Origin of the sequence: Fusobacterium sp. (assembly GCF_032477075.1) — a bacterium.
Lineage (GTDB): Bacteria > Fusobacteriota > Fusobacteriia > Fusobacteriales > Fusobacteriaceae > Fusobacterium_A.
Window position 1 is genome coordinate 14951 of the sequence record NZ_JAWDXO010000013.1, and the last position, 23946, is coordinate 38896.

Genomic DNA, 23946 nt, shown 5'->3' on the forward strand with positions numbered 1-23946 from the left:
ATGGAAGGTTACCCTAACTGGTAAGGAACCGGTCTTGAAAACCGGCGTCGCAAGACTTCAGAGTTCGAATCTCTGACCTTCCGCCAGTATTTCAAATGTTTGCCCAGATAGCTCAGTCGGTAGAGCAGGGGACTGAAAATCCCCGTGTCGGTGGTTCGATTCCGCCTCTGGGCACCATTTAAACTAATATGGTCGCATAGCTCAGTTGGGAGAGCACCTGCCTTACAAGCAGGGGGTCATAGGTTCAAGTCCTATTGTGACCACCATATGCCTTTGGGGGTGTAGCTCAGTTGGTTAGAGCGCCTGCCTGTCACGCAGGAGGTCGCGAGTTCGACCCTCGTCACTCCCGCCATAATTTAAAAAATACAAGACATGCTAGTATATGTCTTTTTTTTATATTTATTAATAATAATTTCTTTTTAGAATAGACTAAATTTATATTTTACTATTTTCTTAAAATATTATATTTGTTATAATTTATTTTTTATTTTAATAGTATAAATGGAATTTTATTGTATAAAAAATAAAAAGCACCTGTCAGTTGTCATAATGAGAAGCTTACTTGGTTGCATGTAAAATGGGCTTTGTGTTAAAATTAATTAACATAAAAAACCAAAATACATATCTAAGGAGGATTTTAAATGAAAAAAATAGTAATAGGAGCTTTGATGATAGGGTTGCTTGCAGCTTGTGGAGGTGCAAAAGATAGTTATTCATACAGTGATAAAGTTGCATTATCAAAAAAAGTTATGAATAGTGATTCAAAAGCTATAAAAGAGTATGAAGAAATTATGAAAAAACTTTCTGAAAAAGCAACAAAAGGAGATCAAGATGCTATAAAAGAGGCTCAAGAATGGGCAAAAGCTATAGCAGAAGTTTCTGGAGTAGAAATACCAACTACACCAGCAAATTAATTTTAATTATATTATACTCAAATATATAAATGTTAGAATGGGGACTTGAAAAATTTTCAAGTCCCCATATTTAAAAAAAAAATTATTTCTTTTTTTCTTCTTTTTTTTCTGGTTCTTCTATCTTTACATATTCTTTTAATACATCATTTATTTTATATTTTTCTACCAGTTTATTTATTACTTTTACTTTTTCTTCTCCCAGTTTTTGATTGAATAATGCCTGCTGAAGCTGTGGATATACTTCTATTGTATTTTTATCCTTTAATAGTTCAGCATTATTCTTATATACTTCTAGTAGTTCATAATCATATACTTGAATTGTTTTTTGTGCTATTGAATTAAGATAGAATTCTATCTCCATATTTAATTTTGTCTCCTCAAGATATTTTTTTTCCTCTTCTGTATATTTTTTCTTTTCCATCTCTACAAGAATAGCTTTTCTTACTAATAATTGTGCTATTCCATCCTTATTATCTTTCAGTAGTTCTAATTCTGCTTTTGTTAATTTTATCATTATATTTTTCCTCCAAAATAGTATGTATTCCTTTTTTCTCAAGATCTTTTCCATATTTTTTAAAAAGATTTAAGATTATCTCATGATTTGTTTTATATTCCTCTTTCAGTTTTTTTAAACTTTTTTGAATTAATAAATATTCTTTTTCAGTAAATCGACACCCAAGAATGGAGTAATTTTTAACTCCACTTCCTAAAGGGCGGCCTCTTTTTCTTTTTTCTATCATTCTTTGACCTCCTTTAGTAATATTTAAATTATTCTCAAATTAATAGCAGCTCTCAATTGATTAGCATTTGTAATTAAATCTTACACCATATTTAATTGATAAGTTCTTCATTTGTTTGCTTTTCTTTTAATTAAGGTAAAAGAATAACTAATTTTTCTTATGAATATTTCTTCTTCAAGTAATGAAAGCTCACCCTCATTATTACAATTTCTGAACTTATCATATACTTCATCAAATTTTTGACTTAAAAATACTCTATTTTTATCTATTTTCATTTCTTTTTTCTTCTTAAGATTAAATTATTTTTAAGACAGTGTGATTTTATTTAAACTTAATAAATAAACCTCCTTCATTTTTGACATACAAAAAATCGAAAAAAATGTATAATTCCTTTTAGTAATATATATATTTGTTGATTAAAATAGATAAAAAGCAAACTTATTTTATTGGTATAATTGAATTATAACACTAAAAACATTATTTTAAAACAAAAAAATATTTTATAACATCTTAAAATTGTTTTAGATAAAAATATTATAAAAAATTTTTAGAATTAAAGAAAATAAAGAAAAAATATTTTCAAGAAATTTTATAAAAAAAATACAAAAAATAAAAAGCAACCATAACAATATTTATAGTTGCTTAAATACAATATAAAAATAAAAAATTTTTATTTAAAATGAATTTAAAATACTTTCAATTTCTTCAGCATTTTTAATAGCTTTTGTTACAACAGGATGAAACTTAAAAGTTCCAAATAAAACTTTTTTTAGAGATAATGTTTCTAAATCATATTCCTCTCCATTTTCTAGAGTTAAAAATATTTCTACTCCAGTTGCCATTCCTGGAATAAGAGAATTGATAATTACTTTTTTTGTGGTAATATTGTTAGCATTTATTTCTAATGCTTTAAAGCCTAAAAATGTAGACTGTAAAAGTGCTATTACTTTTTTTTCTTCATCAATAGCTATTGTTGAATAATTACAATCCCATCTTTTAGTGAAGTTGTAACATTTTTCTTTTGAAAGGGTTTCCAAACATTTGCCCCTTTTTCCCTTCATAACTATACGAGTGTTTATAAAAACAATAAAAAGATTTCCTAAAATTGCAAAAAGAACAACAAAAATAATTGTAAAAAAATTCATATTTCCCCCTTGATGTTTATAGTGACGCCATTGAAAATCATTTAAAGTGAAAAGAATAATTTGCAACTTATTAAGTATAACATAATTCAGAAAAAGATCAATTCTATTTAATTAATAATTATTGAAGAGATTATATTTCTCCATAAGCAATGAGAGGGTCATCAATAGCTATAGCTAAAGATATAGTTTCATAAAGAATGATTCCATCAAACTCAGCTTTATAAGTTTCAAGTATATTTCCAAAACAATCTTTTATTTCTCCAAGAAAAGCTCCTTTTTTAAAAGTATCTCCTGCTTGAAAAGCTGGGTACCAGAATCCATTATGTCTAGATTCAAGATATTTAGAATTATTTATTTCTTTTTGAGGTAAAATTGAGAGATCAGAACTATTTTCTAATATATTGAAATGCTTTAAAAGATTTCTTATATCTTGTTTATAAGCAGCAACTTCTTCTTTATTCCAAAGTCCTCTTCCACCTCGTTCTACTAGAAGGGAAGGAACTCCCTGCATAGCTGCAGAACTATACACTCCAGTGACAGAAGAAGATTTTACTCTATAAGATACAGTTAAAGATTTTGCAGCTTCTATTGAGATTTTTTTTACATTTTCATCAGCAGAACCAGCAAAATAAACAAAAGGCATTACATTTTCTTGAACATCTCCACCATGAAGATCAAAGAAAAAATCTATATTAGGATAAAGATATTCAGAAAAATTATATGCTATCTTTTCAGAAAGAGTTCCATCCTTATCTCCAGGAAAAACTCTATTAAGATTTTTATTATCTTCAGGTATTACAGCAGGAAGTCTTTTGAAGAATCCTGTATAATTGACTGGATGCAAAATGACAACTGTTCCAGAAATATCAGTTGGAGATAATTCTTGAGCTGTTTCAATAGCAGCCTGTATTCCCACATATTCACAACTATGAACTCCAGAAGAAATAACTATTGTTTTTCCTTCTTTCTTTCCACATATAACAGTGATAGGAATATGATATTTAGTTTTCTCTATATTCCAATATCCTTTTTCTTTTTTTCCGCTTTCACATTTTATATTTCCTAAAATAAAACCCATAATTTTCTCCTTTTAATTTAAAGTTTTTTTAAGAAATGGTACTAGTAATATACTTCTTAGAAAATAAAATAGAAGTAAAGATATCCAGATACCATCGTTATTCAAGATAGGAATCACATATTTCCAAGATAGTAAAAATCCGCCCAATGCTCCAACAGTTGAATAAAGAATTGGCGAAGTAATAGATGAACCTGTAAAAATTCCATAGAAAGTCAAGCCAACAAAAGCTAAAATTGGATAAAGACTTATCCAGTAAGCATATCTCTCAGCTGTATAAACTACAGTGGAAATATCGGTAAATACTCTTATCAATTTTGGATATGACACAAGAAATATTGAGGTAATAAATATTACTAGTATTATTCCCCAAAAAAAAGTTTTTGTCCATGTATTTTTCATAAGTATATTATTTTTTTCTCCTGCTGCTCTTCCAGCAAAGACACTGGAAGTATTTGCTATTCCATCAAAAAGGTACGAAATTATTGAAAGTATCTGGAAAAGAACAGCATTAGCAGAGAGAATAGTAATTCCCAGAGAGGAACTTGCAGCTGTAAAAAGATTATTATGAATAACCAGACAAATGGTTCTCAACATAAGATCTTTATTTACACTCATTATAGAAAATATTTCATTTTTATTGAAGATATTTTTTAAACAAAGATTTTTTACATATCCATAAGGAAGAAGATAGTATATTCCAATAAAAGTAGAAATTATTTGAGATATGAGAGTAGCATATGCAACTCCAGCTATTTTTTGCTTGAAGAATACAACAAATATTATATCAAGAATTATATTTAGAAGATTGCTGCTAATCTGCATAGTAAGAGATCCCTTTATATTTCCCTGTCCCATAAGCCATCCAAGAATAACATAATTAATTAAGACAAAAGGGGCTCCCCATATGAGGATGAAAAAGTATTCACTTGCAGCTTTTTTTATTTCTATATCAGGAACTATAAGTTCCATAGAAAAATTAAAAATTGTATTTTGAAATATTATAAAAATTATACTTATAAAAGCTGCTATAAAAAAAGGTCTGAAAAAAGTATCAGAAGTTTTTTGTATATTGTTATTTTTTATACTTTGGGCACTGAAACCAGTAGTACTTACTCTTAAAAAACCAAATATCCAGTAAATAGTATTAAAGATAAGGGTTCCAATAGATATTCCAGCTATATATTTTTCATCTCCAAGTCTGCCAACTACTGCTATATCGGCTGCCCCTAGTAAAGGTTGAGTAACAGTTGAAAGCATAAATGGAATCATTATACTGAGATAAGTTTTATGAGTAAGATTGTTGTTTTGCATAAACTTTCTGCTCCTCATTTTCTATATCAATTTCTAAAATAGAATGTAAAAGTTTTGCAGCATAAGAACTTTTTACTTCTGACAGCATGTAGATATCATCAACTTGTTCCACTATTTTTCCATCATAGAAAAAGATTACTCTATCACACATATATGTTACTGATGGAAGATCATGAGTTATAAAAATATATGAAAATCCAAATTCACTTTGAAGCTGTTTTAAAAGATCCATTACTTGTGTCTGAGTAGAAGCATCCAAAGAACTTATAGCTTCATCAAGAAGGATAATTTCAGGATTTGTAGCAACAGCTCTGGCTATACATACTCTTTGCAGCTGCCCTCCACTTAATTCATGGGGATATCTGTCCATAAAATTTTTATTGAGTCCAACTAACTTTAACAATTCTTCTGTTCTTTTTTCTTTATCTATTCTTATATTTTCTCTTTTTTCTATAACTCTTAAGGATTCACCAATAATATCTTTTACACGAAATCTAGGATTTGCAGATGAAGTATAATCTTGGAATACAACACTGACAGATTGTTTCACTTTTCTTTTTTCCTCTCTAGAAGATTTACCATAGAGAGTTATTCCATTAATAAAAACATCTCCTTTATCAGGAGTTAAAAGACCTATTAATACTTTTCCAAAAGTACTTTTACCACTTCCACTTTCTCCTATTATGCCTAAACATTCTCCTTTTTTTAGAGAAATTGAAACATCTTTTACTACTTCTTGTCTCTCTTTTCCAAAAAAAGAAGTTTGATTTTCTTTTTTAAAACTGACAAATATATTTTTAGCTTCCAGCAGCATATGCTCTCCTCCTTCCATTATGGAGTATTTCTTTATATCTGTTCATAACTGCCATTTTCTTTTCTATAAGCATTTTTGTATATTCTTCTTTTTCAGAAGAAAAGATATAATTTTTGTCTCCTTGAGCCACAGCTTTTCCATTGCTCATGACAATAACATTATCAGCAATTTTTGAAATGACACTTAAATCATGGGAAATAAAGATTATGGCTACTTTATATTTTTCTTTTATTTTTATAAATTCCTTCATTATTTCATATTGAGTAACAGCATCTATAGCAGTTGTTGGTTCATCTGCTATGAGAAGTTTTGGTTCCATAGCTAGAGCTAAACCTATCATAATTCTTTGAAGCATACCTCCACTTAGTTGATGTGGGTATTTATGGAGAATATCTTCTGCATTTTTTAACTGCATAAGTTCCAGTATCTCAATAGATTTTCTTTTTATCTCTTCTTGATTGAGGTTAAGATGCTCAATAAATGTTTCAGCCATCTGGTAACCAATAGAATATAAGGGATCAAAACAAGTCATAGGATTCTGTAAAACCATTGCTATTTCTTTTCCTCTTAATTTTCTCATATTTTCATTGTTTTTTTGAAGAAGATCACTATTTTCATAAATAGCTGACCCCTTAATTTGAAAATTTTTATCAAGAAGTCCCATTATAGCTTTACAGGTCATACTTTTACCACTTCCAGACTCTCCAAGAATTCCAAGGCATTCTCCTTCTTTTAAAGAAAAAGAAATATTATCTACAAGTTTTATAGAAGATTTTTTAGACTTGGCTTCAACAGAAAGATTTTCAACTTTAAGTAATGTTTTCATATCTGTGCCTCCTTAGGGTCAAAAGCATCTCTAAGGCAATCTCCAAGAAGATTGAAAGAAGCCACAAGAATAACTACAGCAATACCAGGAGCTATCATTTGTACAGGGTTAGTTGTCATTACATTTTTAGCTTCATTGAGCATAGCTCCCCATTCAGGAACAGGAGCTTGTACACCAAGACCTAGAAATGATAATGTAGAAATATTAAGAACAGCCCATCCTATATCAAGAGTAGCCAATACAGCCATTTCTGAGGCTATACATGGAATCATATGTCTTATCAGAATAAATTTTTCTCCAGAGCCAATACATCTTGAGAATAAAACAAAATTTTTATCTGTATATTTTACAACATTTGTTCTTATCATACGTGCATACCATGCCCATTTGATAAATATATTTGCAATGATGACATTTCTTATATCTACCCCTAAGAGAGCAACAACAGCAAGTATCATAATCTGACTTGGAAAAGAAAGCATCATATCTACTATTCTCATTATAATTTCATCAGTAGTTCCTTTGAAATATCCAGCTAAAAGTCCCATAAGGGTTCCAAGTCCAATAGTTCCCAACATAGTTACAAGAGATAGAAAAAGAGTAGGTCTTATTCCATAGATCATTCTTGAAAATACACATCTTCCAAGCTGGTCTGTTCCCAATGGATATTGTAGTGAATAAGATGCAAATTTATTCATAATATCATTTTCATAGGGGTCATTAGGGGCAAACAATGGAGCAAAAATTCCCATGATAGAAAGAAGTAATATAAGTGCCATACAAAAGACAGCAGTTTTATTTTTTAAAAGTTTTTTGAACATTTAACACACTTCCTTTCTAAGTCTAGGGTCAGATACATATTGAATTATATCAAATATGAGGTTGAAAACTACAAAGAGTGTTCCTACCATAAGTACATAAGCTTGTATTACAGGGTAATCTCTGTTAAAAATAGAGGCTATACATAATTTTCCAATACCAGGCCATGCAAATACATTTTCTACAACAATAGTTCCAGCTATAAGCTGAGGAATACTCATACCAATAGCTACTATACATGTATGAAGAGAATTTTTTAGTATATGTTTTCTAAGAATATCTTTTTGTTTTAAACCTCTTACATTTGCATAAAGAACATAATCTTCCTTCATATTTTCAAGCATATTATTTCTGATAAGTCTTATGTAAGTAGAAATATATGTAAGAGAAACAGTGAAAGAAGGCAGGATAAGATATTTTAGTCCCCCTCCTCCGCTTGTAGGAAGCAGATCAAGTTTGATACTGATCAACCATATTAAAAGTAATCCTATCCAGTAAGCAGGCATAGCAGTAGTCATGAAAATTATTCCTCTTGTAATACGATCAAAAAGCGAATCTTTATATACTGCACAAAAAAATCCTATTGGCAGACTAAGAGTTACCACAAAAAGCAGAGACATTCCAGCAAGTTTTAGAGTGGCTGGTAGGCATCTTCCTATTTCTCCAAGAACAGTACGTGCTGGGTTTGTGTAGCTTACTCCAAAATCAAGTTTTAAACATTGAATAAACCATTTAATATATCTTAAAAGAAAAGGGTCATTGAGTCCTAACTCTTCTCTTACCTGCATTATAGCTTCTTCTGTAATTATAGGAGTCTGTCTTACCCTCAGAGCTACTTCAGCAGGATCTGAAGGTATGAGATTGATAAAAACAAAACAGACAAAAGATATACACAAAAGAAGAGGGATACTCATAAGAATACGTTTTAATATATAGTTCTTCAAGATGTTTCCTCCTAAAAAAGACTAAAAGCTGAAAAGAGGACAATTATTTTCCTCTTTTCAGCACTAAAATTTATTTTTCAAAATACATATCTGCAAAAGGTACTTCATATTGAGTCTGTGTGAATTTTACACCTTTTAGATTAGAGTTGTATATAGCTTTATTACATTCGTAAGTAAGTGGAATATATACTGCATCTTCATGAAGTCTTGTAAGAACAAAAGTATATAAACCTTGTCTTTCTTTTTCATCAGTAGATACAAGAATTTTTGTTATAGCTTCATCAATTTCTTTTTTATCTTCTAACCCTAATTGAGCTGCATAGTCACCATAAACTGGTTGACGCATAGCAGCAAGAGAAGATTGAGGATCATATGGTGTACCCCAGCAGATATTAAATACCATATCAAAATTACCAGTTTTCATTTTATCACGATAAGATTGCTCCTCTTCTCCAGCAATAGATATTTCTATACCTATTTTTTTGTATTCAGATTGTAAATATTCCGAAATTATTTTTTCAGTTACACTGTCACTGTTGTAAAGAAGAGAAAGCTGTAATTTTTTACCATCTTTTTCACGAATACCTTTATCATTTTTAAGCCATCCGGCTTGATCTAAAGTTTCAGCAGCTTTTTCCATATTGAATTCATAAGGCTTTAAATCTATATTACTATATGGAATAGTTTTAGAGAAAAGTGTATCAGCAGGTTTTTCAAGTCCATAGAAAACACCATCAGAAATTGCTTGTTTGTTAGTAGCATATTGAAGAGCATGTCTAACACTTTTATCTTTTAAAATTCCATTTGAAGTGTTTAATACAATCTGTCTTGTAGAAGTTGGCTCTGAAAGAGCAATATTAAATTTTTCACTGTTTTTATATTTATTTATAGCATCAGCATCTATCATATTTTTACCAAATATAAGATCAATTTCCCCTTTTTCCAAAGCAAGAATACGAGTTTGATTGTCTGGGATAACTTTAACAATAATTTTTTTGATTTCAGGAACTTTTCCCCAATAATTTTCATTTGCTTCAAATACTGCATATTCATCAGTAACAAAATCCTTTAAAATATATGGTCCAGTTCCAATATATGAATTTACACCATTTTTTGTAGAACCATCTTTCATAGAGTTTGGAGATATCATAGCAAAAGGTCTTGTAACCCCAAGTTCTGTAAGCATAGGGTAGTAAGGTTTGCTCATTTTTATTTGTAGAGTATAATCATCTATAAGATCTACACTTTCTAAAAGCTGCATCATTTCAAGCCAAGTATGTCTGCTTTTGTTTTCAATGATTGCATCAAAGTTAGCTTTTATAGCTTTTGCATCACATACAGTTCCATCAGAAAATGTAACTCCTTTTCTAATATTGAATGTATATGTTTTTCCATCTTCACTGATAGTCCAACTTTCAGCAAGACAAGGTTCATATCCTTTTTCTGTAATATTTACAAGAGTTTCATAGAGCATTTCTTGAGCATACATCTCACCAGCATAAAGATGAGGGTTTAGATCACGGATATCACGATAGTTTACAAATGTCAGTTCCTCTTTTTTTGCAGGTTCTGTAGTAGTATTTTTAGCAGCTGCAGGGGTATCTTTATCAGAACCACATCCGCTTAATAAGCTGGAAATTACAGTTATTCCAAGAATAAGTTTAAAAATTCCTTTTTTCATAAAATCTAATTCCTCCTTTGATGACATTAATATTGTCTATGATATCATCAAATTGGATTATTTTCAATAAAAAATAATTTGAATATAGAAATATTTTTAAATACAATAAATTTTATAACTTATTTTTTCAGAAATAAAGCTTTTTATAAAATATTTATATTAGATTTTTTTAGTAATGATATAAAACTTAAAAATAGATTAATTAAAAATAAATTTGAATAGGAGAAACTAAAAAAAGAAAAAAGATATTAAGTTGAAAAATGAAATACATTTCATAATTTTCTTAATATTTTTTTCTTTTATTTGATATCAAATATTTTTATATTTAAATTAATTTTTTAAAATTAAAGATCTATTCCTAAGAATTTTTTTACCAATATACCTATTAAAAAAGATATAGCAGCCACAGAAAGACTGATTCCTGCCATCTCTAAAAATCTTTTCATAAATGGCAGATCTTTAGCTACTGAAATATAATAATTAAAGAAAAGAATAATAAAGATAACAGTAGCAAGCATTGTAATCAAAGCACCAAGCCACATATCCTCTGGAAATATAAGATATGGAAGAACAAGAAGAGCAACAGTAATAAGATAAGCTACTCCTGTATAAATACTTGATTTCATTGCATTTGGATTATTTTCAGCCCTTTCAGCAAGATAGTTTGAAGCAGCCATAGAAAGAGTTGCAGATATTCCAGTAATGATACCAGAAAGAGCAACAATTCGGGTATTCATGAGAGCAAATGAAAGTCCAGCAATGGTTCCTGTAAGCTCTACAAGGGCATCATTTAATCCAAGTACCATAGCACCAACATATTGAAGTCTTTCTTCATCAAGCATTTCAATAAGTTCATGTTCATGTCTCAATTCATCTTCAGAAGCTTTTTTAGCTTCAGGAACTTCATTTATTATATCTGCATATTTGGAACTGGCACTAGTTTCATCACTTTGAATAAGTTTTAATACAAATGTGAATCCCATAATTACTGTAAGAAATTTATACCAATATATAAGTTTATGATTGGGTTTCACATTTTTTTTAGTGAAACTTTTCCACATTTCAGCATGATCCTTTTCATCACTTGCCATTTTTTCTAGAATTTTTTTATTTTTTGGATCTTTTTCTTTTTTTGACATAAAATCATAAATTAAACTGTCAGTTTCTTCATCTGCTTGACTTTTAAGTAATATATCCAATGCTTTTTGGCTCAATATTCTTTCTTCCATTTTCATTCACCTCTATTTATAAAATATAAAACCATAGTTAACCTTATACTAAGATTATATACATATTTATATCAAAATACAATTTTTATAAAAAAGAATTATTTTTTTATATTGTAGGATAAGTAAAATTAATATTATTGATTTTAGATAAAATTTTTTAGAAAAATAGAGGAAAATAGATAAAATAATGGTATACAGTAAAGCGTAAATTTTATTTATACAAAGTATTTTATTATTAATGTTATAAATAAGGAAGAAAAAAATGATTAAAAATAAAGGATATACATATTTAAATATAGTTGTTTCAACACTTGTAATATTAAGTTTTATGTATGTAGGAATGATATATTATAGAAATTTAAAAGAAAAAAGAGAAGTAGAGGAAGCGAAACAAAAAATAGTCAATATTTTTACTGATTATTCTGTAGAGGCTTTTGACAATGAAAAATCATATAATATAAAAATTGATTACCTTCTGAAAAAAATAATAGTATATGAAAATATAGTGAGAGAAAAAGAGAATATAAAATTACCTCTCTCTTTAAAGTATGCAACTGTATATAATAAAAAAAATGTAGAAAAATTTGAAGTAAAAATGACGAAAAATGGAAATATAACACCCTCTTTTAGCATATATATTTTTGGATATGATGATACAGCTAAATATCGAATATCTTTTTATGGATTTGATATAGTGAAATTTATGAAAATAAACATATATAGAAATATTAAAAATAAAAAAGCTAATTATAAAAATATAGTATCTTATCATGAAAAATTTGCTTATGAAGAAGATGGATGGAAAAAGGAGTAGAGATGAAGTTAATATTTATATTAATATTTTTTTTGGAAATTATTTTAATGCATGGAGAAGAAAAAGAAACAGAGTTGATAAAAGTAAAGGTAAGAATAGGAAGCAGTGAATATATCAGCTATGTACAAATGTCAAATAAGAGGGAATCTAAAAATTTTAAAGTATTGAGAGAGATGTGATGAAGTGAAGAATATAGTTAAAAATATAAAATTTGATAACAATCAAATTTTTTTAGAAATTTTAAAAGAAAGAGATTTAAGAAAAGAAAGATATATTTTAGATGAAAAACTTTTTAAAAATAAGGCAGTTCAGTATTTTTTAGAAAAAGATTTAATAAAAAATAGTTTTTTTCCTTGCTATGCAGACAAAGAAAAGATAATATTAGTAGTTTTTGATAGTTTAAAAAAAGATATCCTAGATATTTTATATATTAAATTTAAGTTAAAAGTAATATCATTATTTTGTGATAAAAGAAGTTTTTTAATTGGGATAGAAAAATTTAAAAATATACAAAAATATAGAAATGTTGAAGAAATAGAAAATATATTTAAAGAACTTCAGAAAAAAGAAAATAAAAATGAAAAGAATGAAAGTGAGGATATATATAAATCACTTTCAATAGAAAGCCCAATAGTAGTAAAAGGGCTCAGTGCAATAATAATTCATGGAGTAGAAAGAGAAGCGAGCGATATCCACATGGAACCGAGTAAAGATTATATAAGAATAAGATATAGGATAGATGGAATACTGACTGAAACAGAAAAAATATCTCTGGAATTACTATCTCCCATGATTTCGAGATTAAAAATAATATCAAGCTTAGATATTACTGAGAGAAGAATGCCTCAAGATGGAAGATTTGATTTAGAGATAAGAGGAAAAAAGATAGATTTCAGAGTATCTATAATGCCTGTAATAAATGGAGAAAAAGCTGTAATAAGAATACTGAACAGAGAGATAATAGAATTTGAGATAGAAAAAATAGGGATGTTAAAGTCTGATTATGATAGATTGTTACTTCAATTAAATAGAAAAAATGGGATATTTTTAGTTAGTGGTCCTACTGGCTCTGGGAAAAGCAGCACTCTTTATGCTTTGTTAAAGAAACTTAATACAGGAAAAGTTAATATATCTACAGTTGAAGATCCTGTGGAATATGAGATAGATGGAATAAACCAGGTACAGTGTAAAAATGATATTGGAAGAAATTTTGCTTCAGTATTAAGAGCATACCTCAGACAGGATCCAGATATTTTAATGGTAGGAGAAATAAGAGATCATGAAACTGCAGAAATAGCAGTAAAAGCTGCCATTACAGGGCATCTTGTACTTTCAACTATTCATACAAATGATTCTGTAGGAGGAATAAACAGACTTTTAAATATTGGAGTAGAACCATATATGGTATCAGCCTCTCTTATAACTATATTGTCTCAAAGATTAGTACGGAAGCTGTGTCCCAATTGTCAGGAAAAAGATGAAAAGTGGAAAGCTAAAATACAACTTTTAGGTTATGAATATGAAAAATATCAAGAGAATATATTTTATTTAAGCAAAGGTTGTGAAAAGTGTAACTATACAGGATATAGAGGAAGAACAGCAGTTTTTGAAATATTTGAACTTAATGAAAAAATAAAAGAGATGATAGAAAAAAGCAGTTCATATCAGGAAATAGAAAGAGAAGCATTAAGTAATGGAATGAAAAAACTGGCAGAAAATGGAATAGAGAAAGCAGGAATGGGAATAACATCTTTAGATGAAATATTAAGACAATGCTAAAAGAGGTAAAAAATGCCGCAATATAAATATATAGCTTATGATATTAAAGGAAGAAAATGCAGAGGAAAAAAAGAATTTTTAAATGAAAAAGAATTCAGAAAATTTTTAAAAAGCAAAAGAATGATATTGATTCAATTTGAAATTTTGAAGAAAAATAAAAAGATATACCAGGGAGAGATATTATCTTTTACTAGAGAGCTGAAAATAATGCTGGAAAGCAGAATAAGTATAATAGAAGCCTTGAAAATTTTAGGAGAACAATATGAAAACAGTGCATTTGGAGAAATAATATTTAACATAAAAAAAGATATATTAAATGGAAGTTCCATAGGAGAAGCTTTTAGAGTATATAAAAATATCTTTGGAAATTTTTATGTAGATTTATTGTATCTAGGAGAAATATCAGGAAAAATTACTGAAAATTTAGAGAGAATATCAATAAATCTGGAGCTAGAAAATAAAATAAGAAAAAAGATAATGGAAGCTCTTTTTTATCCTTGTATAGTAATAGTTTTTTCCATAGTAGTGATAATATTTTTAATCCTTTATGTACTTCCTAATTTTGTGGAGATGTTTAATGAAAGTGGAACAGAGCTTCCTTTCATTACTCAAATTTTGATGAGTACAAGTAAAAATATTTATTATATAGCTCTTTTATTTATATGTATATGCATAATAATAATTTTTATAAAAAAGAAAATAAAAAGTAAGATGAGAAATAAATATGATAAATTTATGATGAAAATACCAGTATACAGCAATGTTATGATAAAGAATATAATAATAAGATTTTCTAAGAATATGGCATTGATGATGGAATCTGGAATGTTAATAACAGAAATACTTGAACTTATGGAGGAAAGTTTTGATAATTCTCTTGTAAAAAAAGATATAGAGGATATGAAATACAGTATTATTTCAGGTAAAGGGATAGCAGAAGCCCTTAAACAGCTGGAAATATACTCAGATAAATATCAAAAGATGGTAATAATAGGAGAAGAAAGTGGAGAATTAGTAAATATGTTTCACAAAATATCTCAGTTATCTCAAGAAGAATTAGAAAACTATATAGGAAAAATATTGATTTTAATAGAACCAGTTATGATAATCATATTAGGAATGATAATGGGAACTGTTATTATAGCTATTTATCTTCCTATATTCAATTTGTCAGATGTAATTAAATAAAATATAAAAACTTGGAGGAGAGCAAATGAAAAATGGAGGATTTACACTGATTGAGCTGATAATAGCTGTGGCATTAGTTGGAATATTATCAAGCTTGGTGACACCTAAAGTAAGAGTTCAATTGGCAAAAGGAAGGGATACAAAAGCTGTGTCATATTTGGGAGCTATGAGAACAGCAGCAGAACTGTATTATATAGAAAAAGGAGAAGCTCCAACTACAGTGGGAGAACCTAGTGAAGCTGATGATAAAAAAGCAATAGAAAATATATTGCCTTATTTGGATCCTAAAGCAGAAGCTGTAATAAAAGATGGAAAAATACAGATTGGAGGGAGCAGAAAAGATAAGGATACAAAAATAACTTTTGGAGGGGAGATGAAATTTACTTTTAAAAGTCCGCAACATGATGAGATTGCTAAAAGAGGAGATGGAGTATATATCTGGTTTGCCCCTACAGAAGATCAAATATATGATGTACAGGGAAATAAATGGATAGAATATTAGAAGGAGAAAAATATGGGAAATTTACTTTTAATTCTTCTCCTTATTGTTTCTTTTATAATATTTGTAATAGATATAAAAAAATTATATATTCCTAATAGTATTAATATAATATTTTTTATAATTGCTGTTTGTTATAAAGGGATTGATATATATGAAATAGAAAAGGGAATATTAGGAGCAGGAGTTTACACTCTTCCTCTGCTCTTTTTTTATGGATATGGGTCAGATATTTTAAAAAAAGAGATTATGGGATTTGGAGATATAAAACTTGTAGCAGGAATTGGGTACGTTCTTGGTTATAGTAATTTCTATACAGTTTATATTTACTATCTTGAAACTTTTATCATAGCTGCTATTTTTGGAGTAATATATATTGTAAAGAAAAAAAACGCAAGAGGAGAAATTGCTTTTTCCCCTTTTCTGCTTTTTTCTTTTTACTGTATTTTATTTATGGAGAAAATATGAAAAATAGAGCTTTTTCTTTTATAGAGGTAATTGTGTCTATGAGCTTGTTTTTAATAACTATATTTCCTATTATGGAACTTAATAGAGAAATGTTAAAGATAAACAGAAAGTATATGGAGATAGAGCAAAGTGAGAAAAACTTCCATTTATTAGAAAAAAATATAGTATCAAAGGGGTATAAATTTTTATCTTCAAATTTAGGAAACTATGAATATACAATTGGAAAAAATCAAAATATAAATTATATTTTTGGAGATATAAAATTTTTATATGAAAATAATAAAGATGAAAAAATATTACTTTTTATAAATAAAACAATATTTAGTGATGAAATTGAGCAGAATAATTTTGTGGTTTTGAAAGTGGAGTTTCACAGTAAAAATAGGATATTTAAAAAAGAGAAATTAATATCGGAATATGATGAATATTATTAGGAGAAAAATGTATAATAAAAAAATAAGAGGAGTTACTCTTTTGGAAACAATGATTTCTATGGGGATAATGGGAATATTTCTGCTTCTTTCTTTCCCTGTTACGAAAATTATTTATAAAACAGAAAATTTTTTTGTAAGTGAAAGAAATGCTGCAAGAAACAGTTCAAGAATAATAGAAATTATTGAAAAGGATATAAAAGAAAGTTGCTTTGGCAATAAAGAATATATTGGAAAAGAGTATTTGAATAATGGAAAGGAAATATTTGAAAATTTAGGTTATATCAGAAACCCATTGAGAGAAGAATTTTTCAGAGAAAAAATGGAAAAAGGGAATATGCTGTTTTTAGAGATACCATTTGTCAAAGATAATAAAGTTTCTTCTAAATATATTATTTATAGATTTTATACTGGAAGTTTGCAAATTATAAGATGCAGTTTATTTAATGGAAATATTTTTGTAGAAGATACAGAAGATATATTGGAAGAAGTAGATGGATATTTTGAGAGAGATAAAAAAGGGATAGTAATAAATTTACAAATAAGAGGTAGTAAAGAAAAAATAAAAAAAACATTGAAAGGTTATGAACTTATAGGAAAAAAATATGAATAAAAAAGCTTTTTTAATTTTAATAACAATCTTTTTAATAACCTTTATAATGGGGAGTTTTCTTGTGGGATACAGAATGACTTACACTAGAGGAAAAAAATTAATAAGCAGACTTAATGGTTTAAAAATTAAGGAGAAAAAAGAGATTTTAGATACTTTAGCTTATCATGAACTATATAAAATAGATAAATATATAAAGGAAGATAAGTATGAAAGCAGTATAGATTTTTTTGCTAAAAATAATGATAAAAAAAAGGTATGGATGAAAAGAAAAGATGAAGCACTTCAACCAAGCTATGGAGGATATACTTTAAAGAAATTTGTATACAACGATTCTGAAGAAATTTATCCTAAAAATACAACTGGAATATATGAGAGAATATTGAATAAACTGCAAAGTCACTTTGTAGAGAAAAGAAAATTCACAGCAAGAATGGAAAAAAAGATAAAATCTGATGAACTTGATATGGAAATAGTATTTACTGCTGTAATAAATATAGAATATGAATTTGGAAATAGTGATATAAATAGAGCAGATGCAGAGTATGTAAAGGAGTTTGTGATATCAGAAAATGTTCAATAATTTTTTTAAAAGAGAAAAGGATATCTTTTTTTCCTTAGAGGATATAAAAAATATAAAGAGGGGAATTTTAGTACTTGAAAGTGAATATTTTGAAATAATTAAAATCATATTAGAAGAGGACTTAGATGAGCGAGAACGAGAGTATGAAATAGAAGAACAGTTAGAGAATAGAATAATAAATTATGAGGCAGTAGATTATGTAGAAAAAGAAATTTTTTTGGAAAAGAAAGATGGAACAGAAGAAATTCTTATAATACTTATCAGAAGAGAAAAGATATATGAGATAGCAGATAGAGTAAGAGAAAAAAATATAGAACTTAAAGGAATAATACCAGTTTTTCTTTTAAAGTATCTTTCAGATGAAGAGAAAAAAAATGAGATTTTCCTGGATATGGGAATAAGCAGAACTTCAGCTGTAGCCTTTAAAGATAATAAATTAAAAGACATAGTGACTATAGATATAGAAAAAGATGAGGCACTTTATTCTCAAGAAGAGTTTGATGAACTATTAGAAAGAATAACTTTTTCTATTGAAGAAGAAAATTTTGATAATATAGAAAAAATAACTATTTATGAAAAAGATAGAGAATTAGAAAATTTTATAGAAAAAAGTGAACTTTATAGAAAAGAAACAGTGGTAGAAAACTGGAAAAATTATGAAATAACTTTTAATAAAAGTTTTGATTTTATTCCATTAGAATATAAAAAGAGAATGGAACAGAGAAAATATATAAAATATGGGTTAACCATTTTAGCAATGGCTTTAATCATAGAATTTTTTTTGTTTTTCTTTTTTACAAGTGTAAGAAATAATGAAATGGAAAGTATAGAAAATTTAGAAATAGATTTAGGGAATATAAAAGAAAGAATAGAAAAAAGTAGACAGGAAATAAAAAAAATTGAAAATTTTAAAGATAAAAAAAGCAAATTAATGAAAAAAATGGATTTTGGAAGATTTAAAATGTATGAAATACTTGAAGAATTAAAAAAATGTAAATCATCACAAATATATTTTGATGGAATAGAATATGATGGAAAAAATACATTGAAAATAATTGGAAAAGCAGCAGCAGAAAAAGAAATCTATGAATTTGAAAAAAATATTCTGAAAAATAATAATTTTTTTTATTTAAATCATGATTATATAAAAAAGCAGGAATATGGTTATGAATTTCAAATGGATATAGGAGTAAAAAATGAAGGGAATAAATAATCTTCAGTTTACAGAATGGAAGGAAAAAGGAATAGCTTTTATTTTTATTGGACTTTGGATGGTATTTACTTACAAACTTATAATAGAACCATATAATGAAATTCAAAATAAAAAAAAGCAAAAATTATCATTAGAAGTTAAAGTAAAAAAAGCTGAAAAAGAATTAGGAGAAACAGAAAAAATATATCAAAAAAAATTTGAGGAAAATAAAAAAGAAAAAGCTGAATATGAAATATATGAGAAAACTCTTTTAGAAAGAGGGTTTCAAAATTCTGGAAAAATGGAAGAATACATATATCAAAAATCAAAGAAAAATAGAATAACTACAGAAATTATAGGGAGTATAGAAAAAAGTGGAACTACAGAGAAGGAGAGTAAAGGAAGAGTATATGTTCCCTATTCTATAACTGGAGAAGAAAAAAATATTTTAAATTGGGTTGAAGAAATTGAAAATTCAGAAAAACTGGTATCATTCACAGATACTCCTTTTCAGTTTTATAAAAATGAAAATAATATAATAAAAATCAATTTGAAGATATCTGGCTATATTCTTAATGATACACCTAAAGAAAAAAATGAGAAAATTACTGAAAAAGAAAAAATTTTTTATGCTTATAATGAAAAAGAAATAATGGCAGAAAAAAATATAGTTGAAATAAATGGAAAAGTGTATATGATTATAAAATTTAAGAGTGGAAAAAGAAAAATATTTACTCATGGAGAGGAAATAAGAAAAGATAATAAGCAATATATATTAAAGATAGAAGATGATGAATTGTATTTAGAAAAATAAGACTTAGAAAATAAATGGGGAGAAAGTATGAAAAAAAATCTTATACTTCTATTAATTTTTTTTATTTGTTATAATATTTATGGTAAAATAGAAAAGATTTCTTTAAAGAAAATAAAACTTGAACAAGAACTTGAATTAAAAAATATAGCTCTTTCAGATGCATTGGCAGTTATATCTAAAGAAAGCAGAATGACTATAATAGCAGATGATAAAGCAAAAGATATAATTTTAGACCTTTTTTTTGCTGAAGGAGAAAATTTTGAAAGTATATTGGAAGGAATTGCTGTAACTAATAATTTGAAAATAAGTAATCTAGATGAAATGCTGGTTTTATCTAAAAGAAATTCAAATATATCTGGGGAAATGGCCCTAGGAGGAAAAGTTCTCATAGATGGTTATGATAAAGGTATAGAGGGAGTAAAAGTAACTGTTCAAAAGAGTTCGTCAGTTCCAGTATACACAACATATGGAGGAAATTTTGTTATAAATGATTTAAATCCTGGAATATATGTGATAAAATTTGAAAAGAAAGGTTTTCTTACATCAGGACAGATAATAAATATTGATAAAAACATAAATACTGTTACTGTTTCTATGGAGAGAGATAAAAATAGTCCTGAAAAGATAAGAGAAGAAAAAGATATTAATAATATTATGGAAAAAACTTTTATTAATGGAGAAGAGTTTTATACTGAAAAAATAAAACTGGTAAATATATCACCAGATGAAATAAGCAGTATATTAAAAAGTTCTTTTGGTGATGGAATAAGAGTATCTTCTATCCCAAAAATGAATATGATAATAATAGTAGGGAAAAAAGACAGTATAACATCAGCTTTAAGGCTTGTAAAAGAATTGGATAGAGAAATACAGCAGGTAAGAATAACTTCACAAATATTAGATGTGACAGATAATCTGTTTGAAAATTTAGGCTTTGACTGGTTGTACAATAATACTGGAAGTATAGAAAAAAATAATGGACTGGATATTTCATTAATAGGAAAAGCAGCAGTAGAAGGTGCAGGAGTAACCTTTGGTTCAGGCATAAATTTAGTGAGACAGTTCAATGATGGAAATGATATACTTGGTTTGGGGATAAACCTTTTACAGACTACTCAGGACTTGGTAATAAGTGCCATGCCATCAATACTTGTAGCTGATGGAGAAGAGGGAGAATTTAAAATAACAGAAGAAGTAATAGTTGGTGAAGAGAAAAAAGAAAATGATAATACAGAGAAGACAACTTATACACCTCTATTTAGAGAAGCTGGAATAATACTCAAAGTAAGACCTCTAATCAAGGAAGATGGAACAATATTTTTAAAAGTAATGATAGAAGTAAGTAATTTTAGATTAAAGAAAAGTGAACAGGAAAATATGACTTCTGATGGAGGAACATATAATTCAGAAGGGGGATCTAAGATAGGAAGAAGTATAGAAACTACTGTAAAAATGAAAGATGGTGAAACAATTTTTATAGGTGGACTTAAAAGGGCAGTAGTCCAAAATTTAGACAGTAGAGTACCTTTTCTTGGAACAATTCCTGTAATAAATATTTTTTTTAAAAATCAATCTGTAAAAAAAGAAATAACAGATATATACATAAAATTGAAAGTTGATATAGAAAAAGATACTTGGGAAAGAGACAGTTTTGATAAAACTGAGTTGCATCAAAAAATTAAAGATATAAGAGATAGAAAAATATACCCTGTATTCTAGCAGGAAGTAAGGAGAATTTTATGGAGAAAAAGAATAATTTTGACTTGAAAAAAATACTGGATAATTTCAAAAATATAAAAATAGGAGTAGTTGGAGACTTGATGTTGGATGACTATATTTATGGAAGTGTAGATAGAATATCTCCAGAAGCACCTGTGCCAGTAGTAAATGTGTTGGAGGAAAAATTTGTTTTAGGGGGAGCAGCAAACGTTGTGAATAATTTAGCTTCTCTAGATGCACAGACTATCTGTTTTGGTGTTATTGGAAATGATTCTAATGGAGATAGGCTTATGGGAGCATTTGCAGATAAACATATAGATGTATCTGGTCTTATAAGAAGTAAGGATAGAACTACTATTGTAAAAAGAAGAGTAATTGGAGGAAATCAGCAGTTATTAAGAATAGACTGGGAAGATATAACTCCAATATCTACATTTTTGGAATATGCTCTCCTTAAAAATATAGAGTCAAAAATAGATGAACTGGATGCAGTAATACTTTCAGACTATGATAAAGGAGTTCTTACTCCAATGGTAGCAAAAGAGATAGTAAAAATGTGCAGAGAGAGAGGAAAAATAGTAACAGTAGATCCTAAACCTAAAAATGCAGTAAACTATACAGGAGCAACATCTATAACTCCTAACAGAAAAGAAGCTTTAGAATGTCTTGGGCTGAAAAGATCAGATGATATGGAAGCTGTTGGAAAAGAACTTAAAGCAAAACTTCATCTTGATAATCTTCTTCTTACTAGAAGTGAAGAGGGAATGAGCCTTTTCTTAGATAATGATGAGGTTGTAACTATACCAACTTTTGCAAAAGAAGTATATGACGTGACAGGAGCAGGGGATACAGTAATATCAGTATTTACATTGGCAGGAGCTTCTGGTGTTTCATGGCATGAAGCTGCAAAAATAGCAAATACAGCAGCAGGGGTAGTAGTTGGAAAAATGGGAACATCTACTGTTACTAAAGATGAAATACTTGAATTTTATAACAGAATTTATGAGAGATGGGAATAGTGATATAATGATAAGAATTGGAAATGGATATGATGTCCATATACTTACAGAAGGAAGAAAACTGGTGCTTGGTGGAATAGAAGTTCCTCATATTAAAGGTATATTGGGGCATTCTGATGGAGATGTATTGGTTCATGCAATAATGGATGCAATGCTTGGAGCACTGGCTCTGGGAGATATAGGACGGCATTTTCCAGATACAGATATGAAATATGAAAACATAGACAGTACCATACTTTTAAAAAGAGTAAAAGAGTTAGTTGCTGAAAGAGGATATAAAATAATTAATCTTGATTCTATAATAGTTTTACAGAAGCCTAAAATAAAACCATATATAGAAGCTATGAGAAAAAGAATTGCAGAAGTATTAGAAATAGATGTAGAACAGGTAAGTGTAAAAGCTACTACTGAGGAAAAGTTAGGCTTTACAGGAGATGAAAGTGGAGTAAAATCTTACTGTGTTGTGCTTTTGGAAAAATAGATTATTAAGTTGAGGGTGATTAAAAAGTTAGAATAAAATTCTGTTTATATGTCATCTTCATATTTTTATAGGAGACAAATATATGAATTATAGAGAAAATAAAATGTATATATATATAAAAATAAAATTTTTTGAAGCAAAAAGAACAACTAAAGTGTCTCTTTCAGATGGAAATTATAGACCTCATTTTGTAATAAAAAATGATTCTGAATATTTAGGAGTTCAATTCATAGATGGAGAGGAATTTGTTTTTGAAAAGGAGTTAATTGGAATTGTTCAACCTATTTATATAGATACTATAGATTACAGCAAATTAATACCAGGTACAGAATTTTTTATTTTAGAAGGAAAAAACCTAGTAGGAGAAGGTGTGGTTATAGAAAAATTTAAAGCAGAACCTTGTTAAGAAAAAAGGAAGTTGAGTAAAAAATAATATAAATTTTAAAATTAGAAAATATGTATAATTAATAAAGCAAGCAAAATGTAAAAAATAATATAAATGAATAAAGTAAAAATTGTGTGTTTTCTAATAATATGAAACTAAATAATTGACAGCCTGAGTTAATTTTTTTAACTTGAGTGGTCAATTTTTTTATTATGTCAGTATTTTAAAAGTAATAAAGAATCATTCTTAGTATTTCTAATAAAAATAATTTAAAGATATTAAATTGGAGTATAATTTATTTTGTCTCGATTTTGAGAAAAAATTATCTTTTTCGAAACAAAAAAATATAATACAGGACAAATAATAGGTGAAAAAGTTCTTGAAAATGGTTGCTGGTTTTTTGGCACACTATTTGCTTTATATATAAGCAGAGAAAAAATTATAATGGAAGAGGTGGTAGATT

At 27.7% G+C, this 23946-nt stretch carries 28 protein-coding genes and 4 tRNA genes; 20 read left to right on the forward strand and 12 right to left on the reverse strand.

The annotated features are described in order from the left end of the window. Positions 1–2: 2 nt before the first annotated feature. The 5 genes from E6771_RS07175 (at position 3) to E6771_RS07195 (ending at position 914) form a co-directional block, all read left to right on the forward strand. Positions 3–86 (forward strand) — tRNA-Ser (locus E6771_RS07175). 15 nt (positions 87–101) lie between these two features. After that, a tRNA-Phe gene (locus tag E6771_RS07180) sits at positions 102–177 on the forward strand. Positions 178–190: 13 nt separating this feature from the next. Then, positions 191–266: transfer RNA gene (locus E6771_RS07185), tRNA-Val, on the forward strand. 9 nt (positions 267–275) lie between these two features. Beyond that, positions 276–352, forward strand: a tRNA-Asp gene (locus E6771_RS07190). Between the two features lie 289 nt (positions 353–641). Beyond that, on the forward strand, positions 642–914 hold the full coding sequence (locus tag E6771_RS07195) for a hypothetical protein (protein ID WP_316090543.1): 273 nt from the start codon (positions 642–644) through the stop codon (positions 912–914). A gap of 82 nt (positions 915–996) precedes the next feature. Here E6771_RS07195 and E6771_RS07200 read toward each other — a convergent pair whose 3' ends face one another. From E6771_RS07200 to E6771_RS07255, 12 genes are all read right to left on the reverse strand, one after another. Beyond that, positions 997–1428: a hypothetical protein gene (locus E6771_RS07200; RefSeq protein WP_316090544.1), complete on the reverse strand. Its 432-nt coding sequence runs from the start codon at positions 1426–1428 to the stop codon at positions 997–999. Continuing rightward, a complete protein-coding gene (locus E6771_RS07205; protein WP_316090545.1) occupies positions 1385–1654 on the reverse strand; it encodes a hypothetical protein in 270 nt (89 codons plus the stop codon). The genes E6771_RS07200 and E6771_RS07205 overlap by 44 nt, the downstream gene beginning before the upstream one ends. 107 nt (positions 1655–1761) lie before the next feature. Then, positions 1762–1929 (reverse strand): hypothetical protein, encoded by a 168-nt coding sequence (locus tag E6771_RS07210; protein ID WP_410054669.1) that lies wholly within the window; start codon positions 1927–1929, stop codon positions 1762–1764. 399 nt (positions 1930–2328) lie between these two features. Next, a complete protein-coding gene (locus tag E6771_RS07215; protein WP_316090546.1) occupies positions 2329–2799 on the reverse strand; it encodes a hypothetical protein in 471 nt (156 codons plus the stop codon). 130 nt (positions 2800–2929) lie between these two features. Further along, a complete protein-coding gene (locus E6771_RS07220; RefSeq protein ID WP_316090548.1) occupies positions 2930–3877 on the reverse strand; it encodes a M14 family metallopeptidase in 948 nt (315 codons plus the stop codon). 12 nt (positions 3878–3889) lie between these two features. Continuing rightward, positions 3890–5188 (reverse strand): MATE family efflux transporter, encoded by a 1299-nt coding sequence (locus tag E6771_RS07225; protein ID WP_316090549.1) that lies wholly within the window; start codon positions 5186–5188, stop codon positions 3890–3892. Further along, on the reverse strand, positions 5163–6002 hold the full coding sequence (locus tag E6771_RS07230) for a dipeptide/oligopeptide/nickel ABC transporter ATP-binding protein (protein ID WP_316090550.1): 840 nt from the start codon (positions 6000–6002) through the stop codon (positions 5163–5165). Before E6771_RS07230 ends, E6771_RS07225 begins: the two co-directional genes overlap by 26 nt. Then, positions 5986–6828 carry an ABC transporter ATP-binding protein gene (locus E6771_RS07235; RefSeq protein WP_316090551.1) on the reverse strand — a complete coding sequence of 281 codons (843 nt, stop codon included), beginning with the start codon at positions 6826–6828 and terminating at the stop codon, positions 5986–5988. The genes E6771_RS07230 and E6771_RS07235 overlap by 17 nt, the downstream gene beginning before the upstream one ends. Next, positions 6825–7649 carry a nickel/cobalt ABC transporter permease gene (gene opp1C, locus E6771_RS07240; protein WP_316090552.1) on the reverse strand — a complete coding sequence of 275 codons (825 nt, stop codon included), beginning with the start codon at positions 7647–7649 and terminating at the stop codon, positions 6825–6827. Before opp1C ends, E6771_RS07235 begins: the two co-directional genes overlap by 4 nt. Beyond that, complete coding sequence (opp1B, locus tag E6771_RS07245; RefSeq protein WP_316090553.1) at positions 7650–8591, reverse strand: nickel/cobalt ABC transporter permease; 942 nt, start codon at positions 8589–8591, stop codon at positions 7650–7652. Between the two features lie 70 nt (positions 8592–8661). Continuing rightward, entirely contained in the window at positions 8662–10272 is a 1611-nt protein-coding gene (nikA, locus tag E6771_RS07250) for a nickel ABC transporter substrate-binding protein (RefSeq protein WP_316090554.1), read from the reverse strand. A 344-nt stretch (positions 10273–10616) separates the two neighbouring features. Then, positions 10617–11501, reverse strand: a complete 885-nt coding sequence (locus tag E6771_RS07255; RefSeq protein WP_316090556.1) for a VIT1/CCC1 transporter family protein — start codon at positions 11499–11501, stop codon at positions 10617–10619. A 262-nt stretch (positions 11502–11763) separates the two neighbouring features. Here E6771_RS07255 and E6771_RS07260 point away from each other — a divergent pair, with 262 nt between their 5' ends. The 15 genes from E6771_RS07260 (at position 11764) to E6771_RS07330 (ending at position 23504) form a co-directional block, all read left to right on the forward strand. Beyond that, a complete protein-coding gene (locus E6771_RS07260) occupies positions 11764–12315 on the forward strand; it encodes a hypothetical protein (protein WP_316090557.1) in 552 nt (183 codons plus the stop codon). A 32-nt stretch (positions 12316–12347) separates the two neighbouring features. Continuing rightward, a complete protein-coding gene (locus tag E6771_RS07265) occupies positions 12348–12494 on the forward strand; it encodes a hypothetical protein (protein ID WP_316090558.1) in 147 nt (48 codons plus the stop codon). A 4-nt stretch (positions 12495–12498) separates the two neighbouring features. Next, on the forward strand, positions 12499–14094 hold the full coding sequence (locus tag E6771_RS07270) for a GspE/PulE family protein (protein WP_316090559.1): 1596 nt from the start codon (positions 12499–12501) through the stop codon (positions 14092–14094). 12 nt (positions 14095–14106) lie between these two features. Continuing rightward, positions 14107–15282 carry a type II secretion system F family protein gene (locus E6771_RS07275; protein ID WP_316090561.1) on the forward strand — a complete coding sequence of 392 codons (1176 nt, stop codon included), beginning with the start codon at positions 14107–14109 and terminating at the stop codon, positions 15280–15282. Positions 15283–15307: 25 nt separating this feature from the next. Beyond that, a complete protein-coding gene (locus E6771_RS07280) occupies positions 15308–15784 on the forward strand; it encodes a type II secretion system protein (RefSeq protein ID WP_316090562.1) in 477 nt (158 codons plus the stop codon). A 12-nt stretch (positions 15785–15796) separates the two neighbouring features. Then, a complete protein-coding gene (locus E6771_RS07285; RefSeq protein ID WP_316090563.1) occupies positions 15797–16249 on the forward strand; it encodes a prepilin peptidase in 453 nt (150 codons plus the stop codon). After that, positions 16246–16683, forward strand: coding sequence for a hypothetical protein (locus E6771_RS07290; RefSeq protein WP_316090565.1), 438 nt, complete (start codon positions 16246–16248; stop codon positions 16681–16683). The genes E6771_RS07285 and E6771_RS07290 overlap by 4 nt, the downstream gene beginning before the upstream one ends. 7 nt (positions 16684–16690) lie before the next feature. Next, the gene (locus E6771_RS07295) at positions 16691–17293 is read left to right on the forward strand and encodes a prepilin-type N-terminal cleavage/methylation domain-containing protein (protein ID WP_316090567.1); all 603 of its coding nucleotides are present in this window, start codon (positions 16691–16693) and stop codon (positions 17291–17293) included. 61 nt (positions 17294–17354) lie between these two features. Then, positions 17355–17873, forward strand: a complete 519-nt coding sequence (locus E6771_RS07300) for a hypothetical protein (protein WP_316090568.1) — start codon at positions 17355–17357, stop codon at positions 17871–17873. Then, complete coding sequence (locus tag E6771_RS07305) at positions 17863–19086, forward strand: hypothetical protein (RefSeq protein ID WP_316090569.1); 1224 nt, start codon at positions 17863–17865, stop codon at positions 19084–19086. Before E6771_RS07300 ends, E6771_RS07305 begins: the two co-directional genes overlap by 11 nt. Continuing rightward, complete coding sequence (locus tag E6771_RS07310; RefSeq protein WP_316090571.1) at positions 19070–19879, forward strand: hypothetical protein; 810 nt, start codon at positions 19070–19072, stop codon at positions 19877–19879. Before E6771_RS07305 ends, E6771_RS07310 begins: the two co-directional genes overlap by 17 nt. A gap of 27 nt (positions 19880–19906) precedes the next feature. Beyond that, positions 19907–21598, forward strand: a complete 1692-nt coding sequence (locus E6771_RS07315; RefSeq protein WP_316090572.1) for a secretin N-terminal domain-containing protein — start codon at positions 19907–19909, stop codon at positions 21596–21598. Between the two features lie 20 nt (positions 21599–21618). Continuing rightward, positions 21619–22617 (forward strand): D-glycero-beta-D-manno-heptose-7-phosphate kinase, encoded by a 999-nt coding sequence (gene rfaE1 / locus E6771_RS07320; RefSeq protein WP_316090574.1) that lies wholly within the window; start codon positions 21619–21621, stop codon positions 22615–22617. 7 nt (positions 22618–22624) lie between these two features. Next, on the forward strand, positions 22625–23098 hold the full coding sequence (gene ispF, locus E6771_RS07325; RefSeq protein WP_316090616.1) for a 2-C-methyl-D-erythritol 2,4-cyclodiphosphate synthase: 474 nt from the start codon (positions 22625–22627) through the stop codon (positions 23096–23098). 82 nt (positions 23099–23180) lie between these two features. Continuing rightward, entirely contained in the window at positions 23181–23504 is a 324-nt protein-coding gene (locus E6771_RS07330) for a hypothetical protein (RefSeq protein WP_316090575.1), read from the forward strand. The last annotated feature ends 442 nt before the right edge of the window (positions 23505–23946 follow it).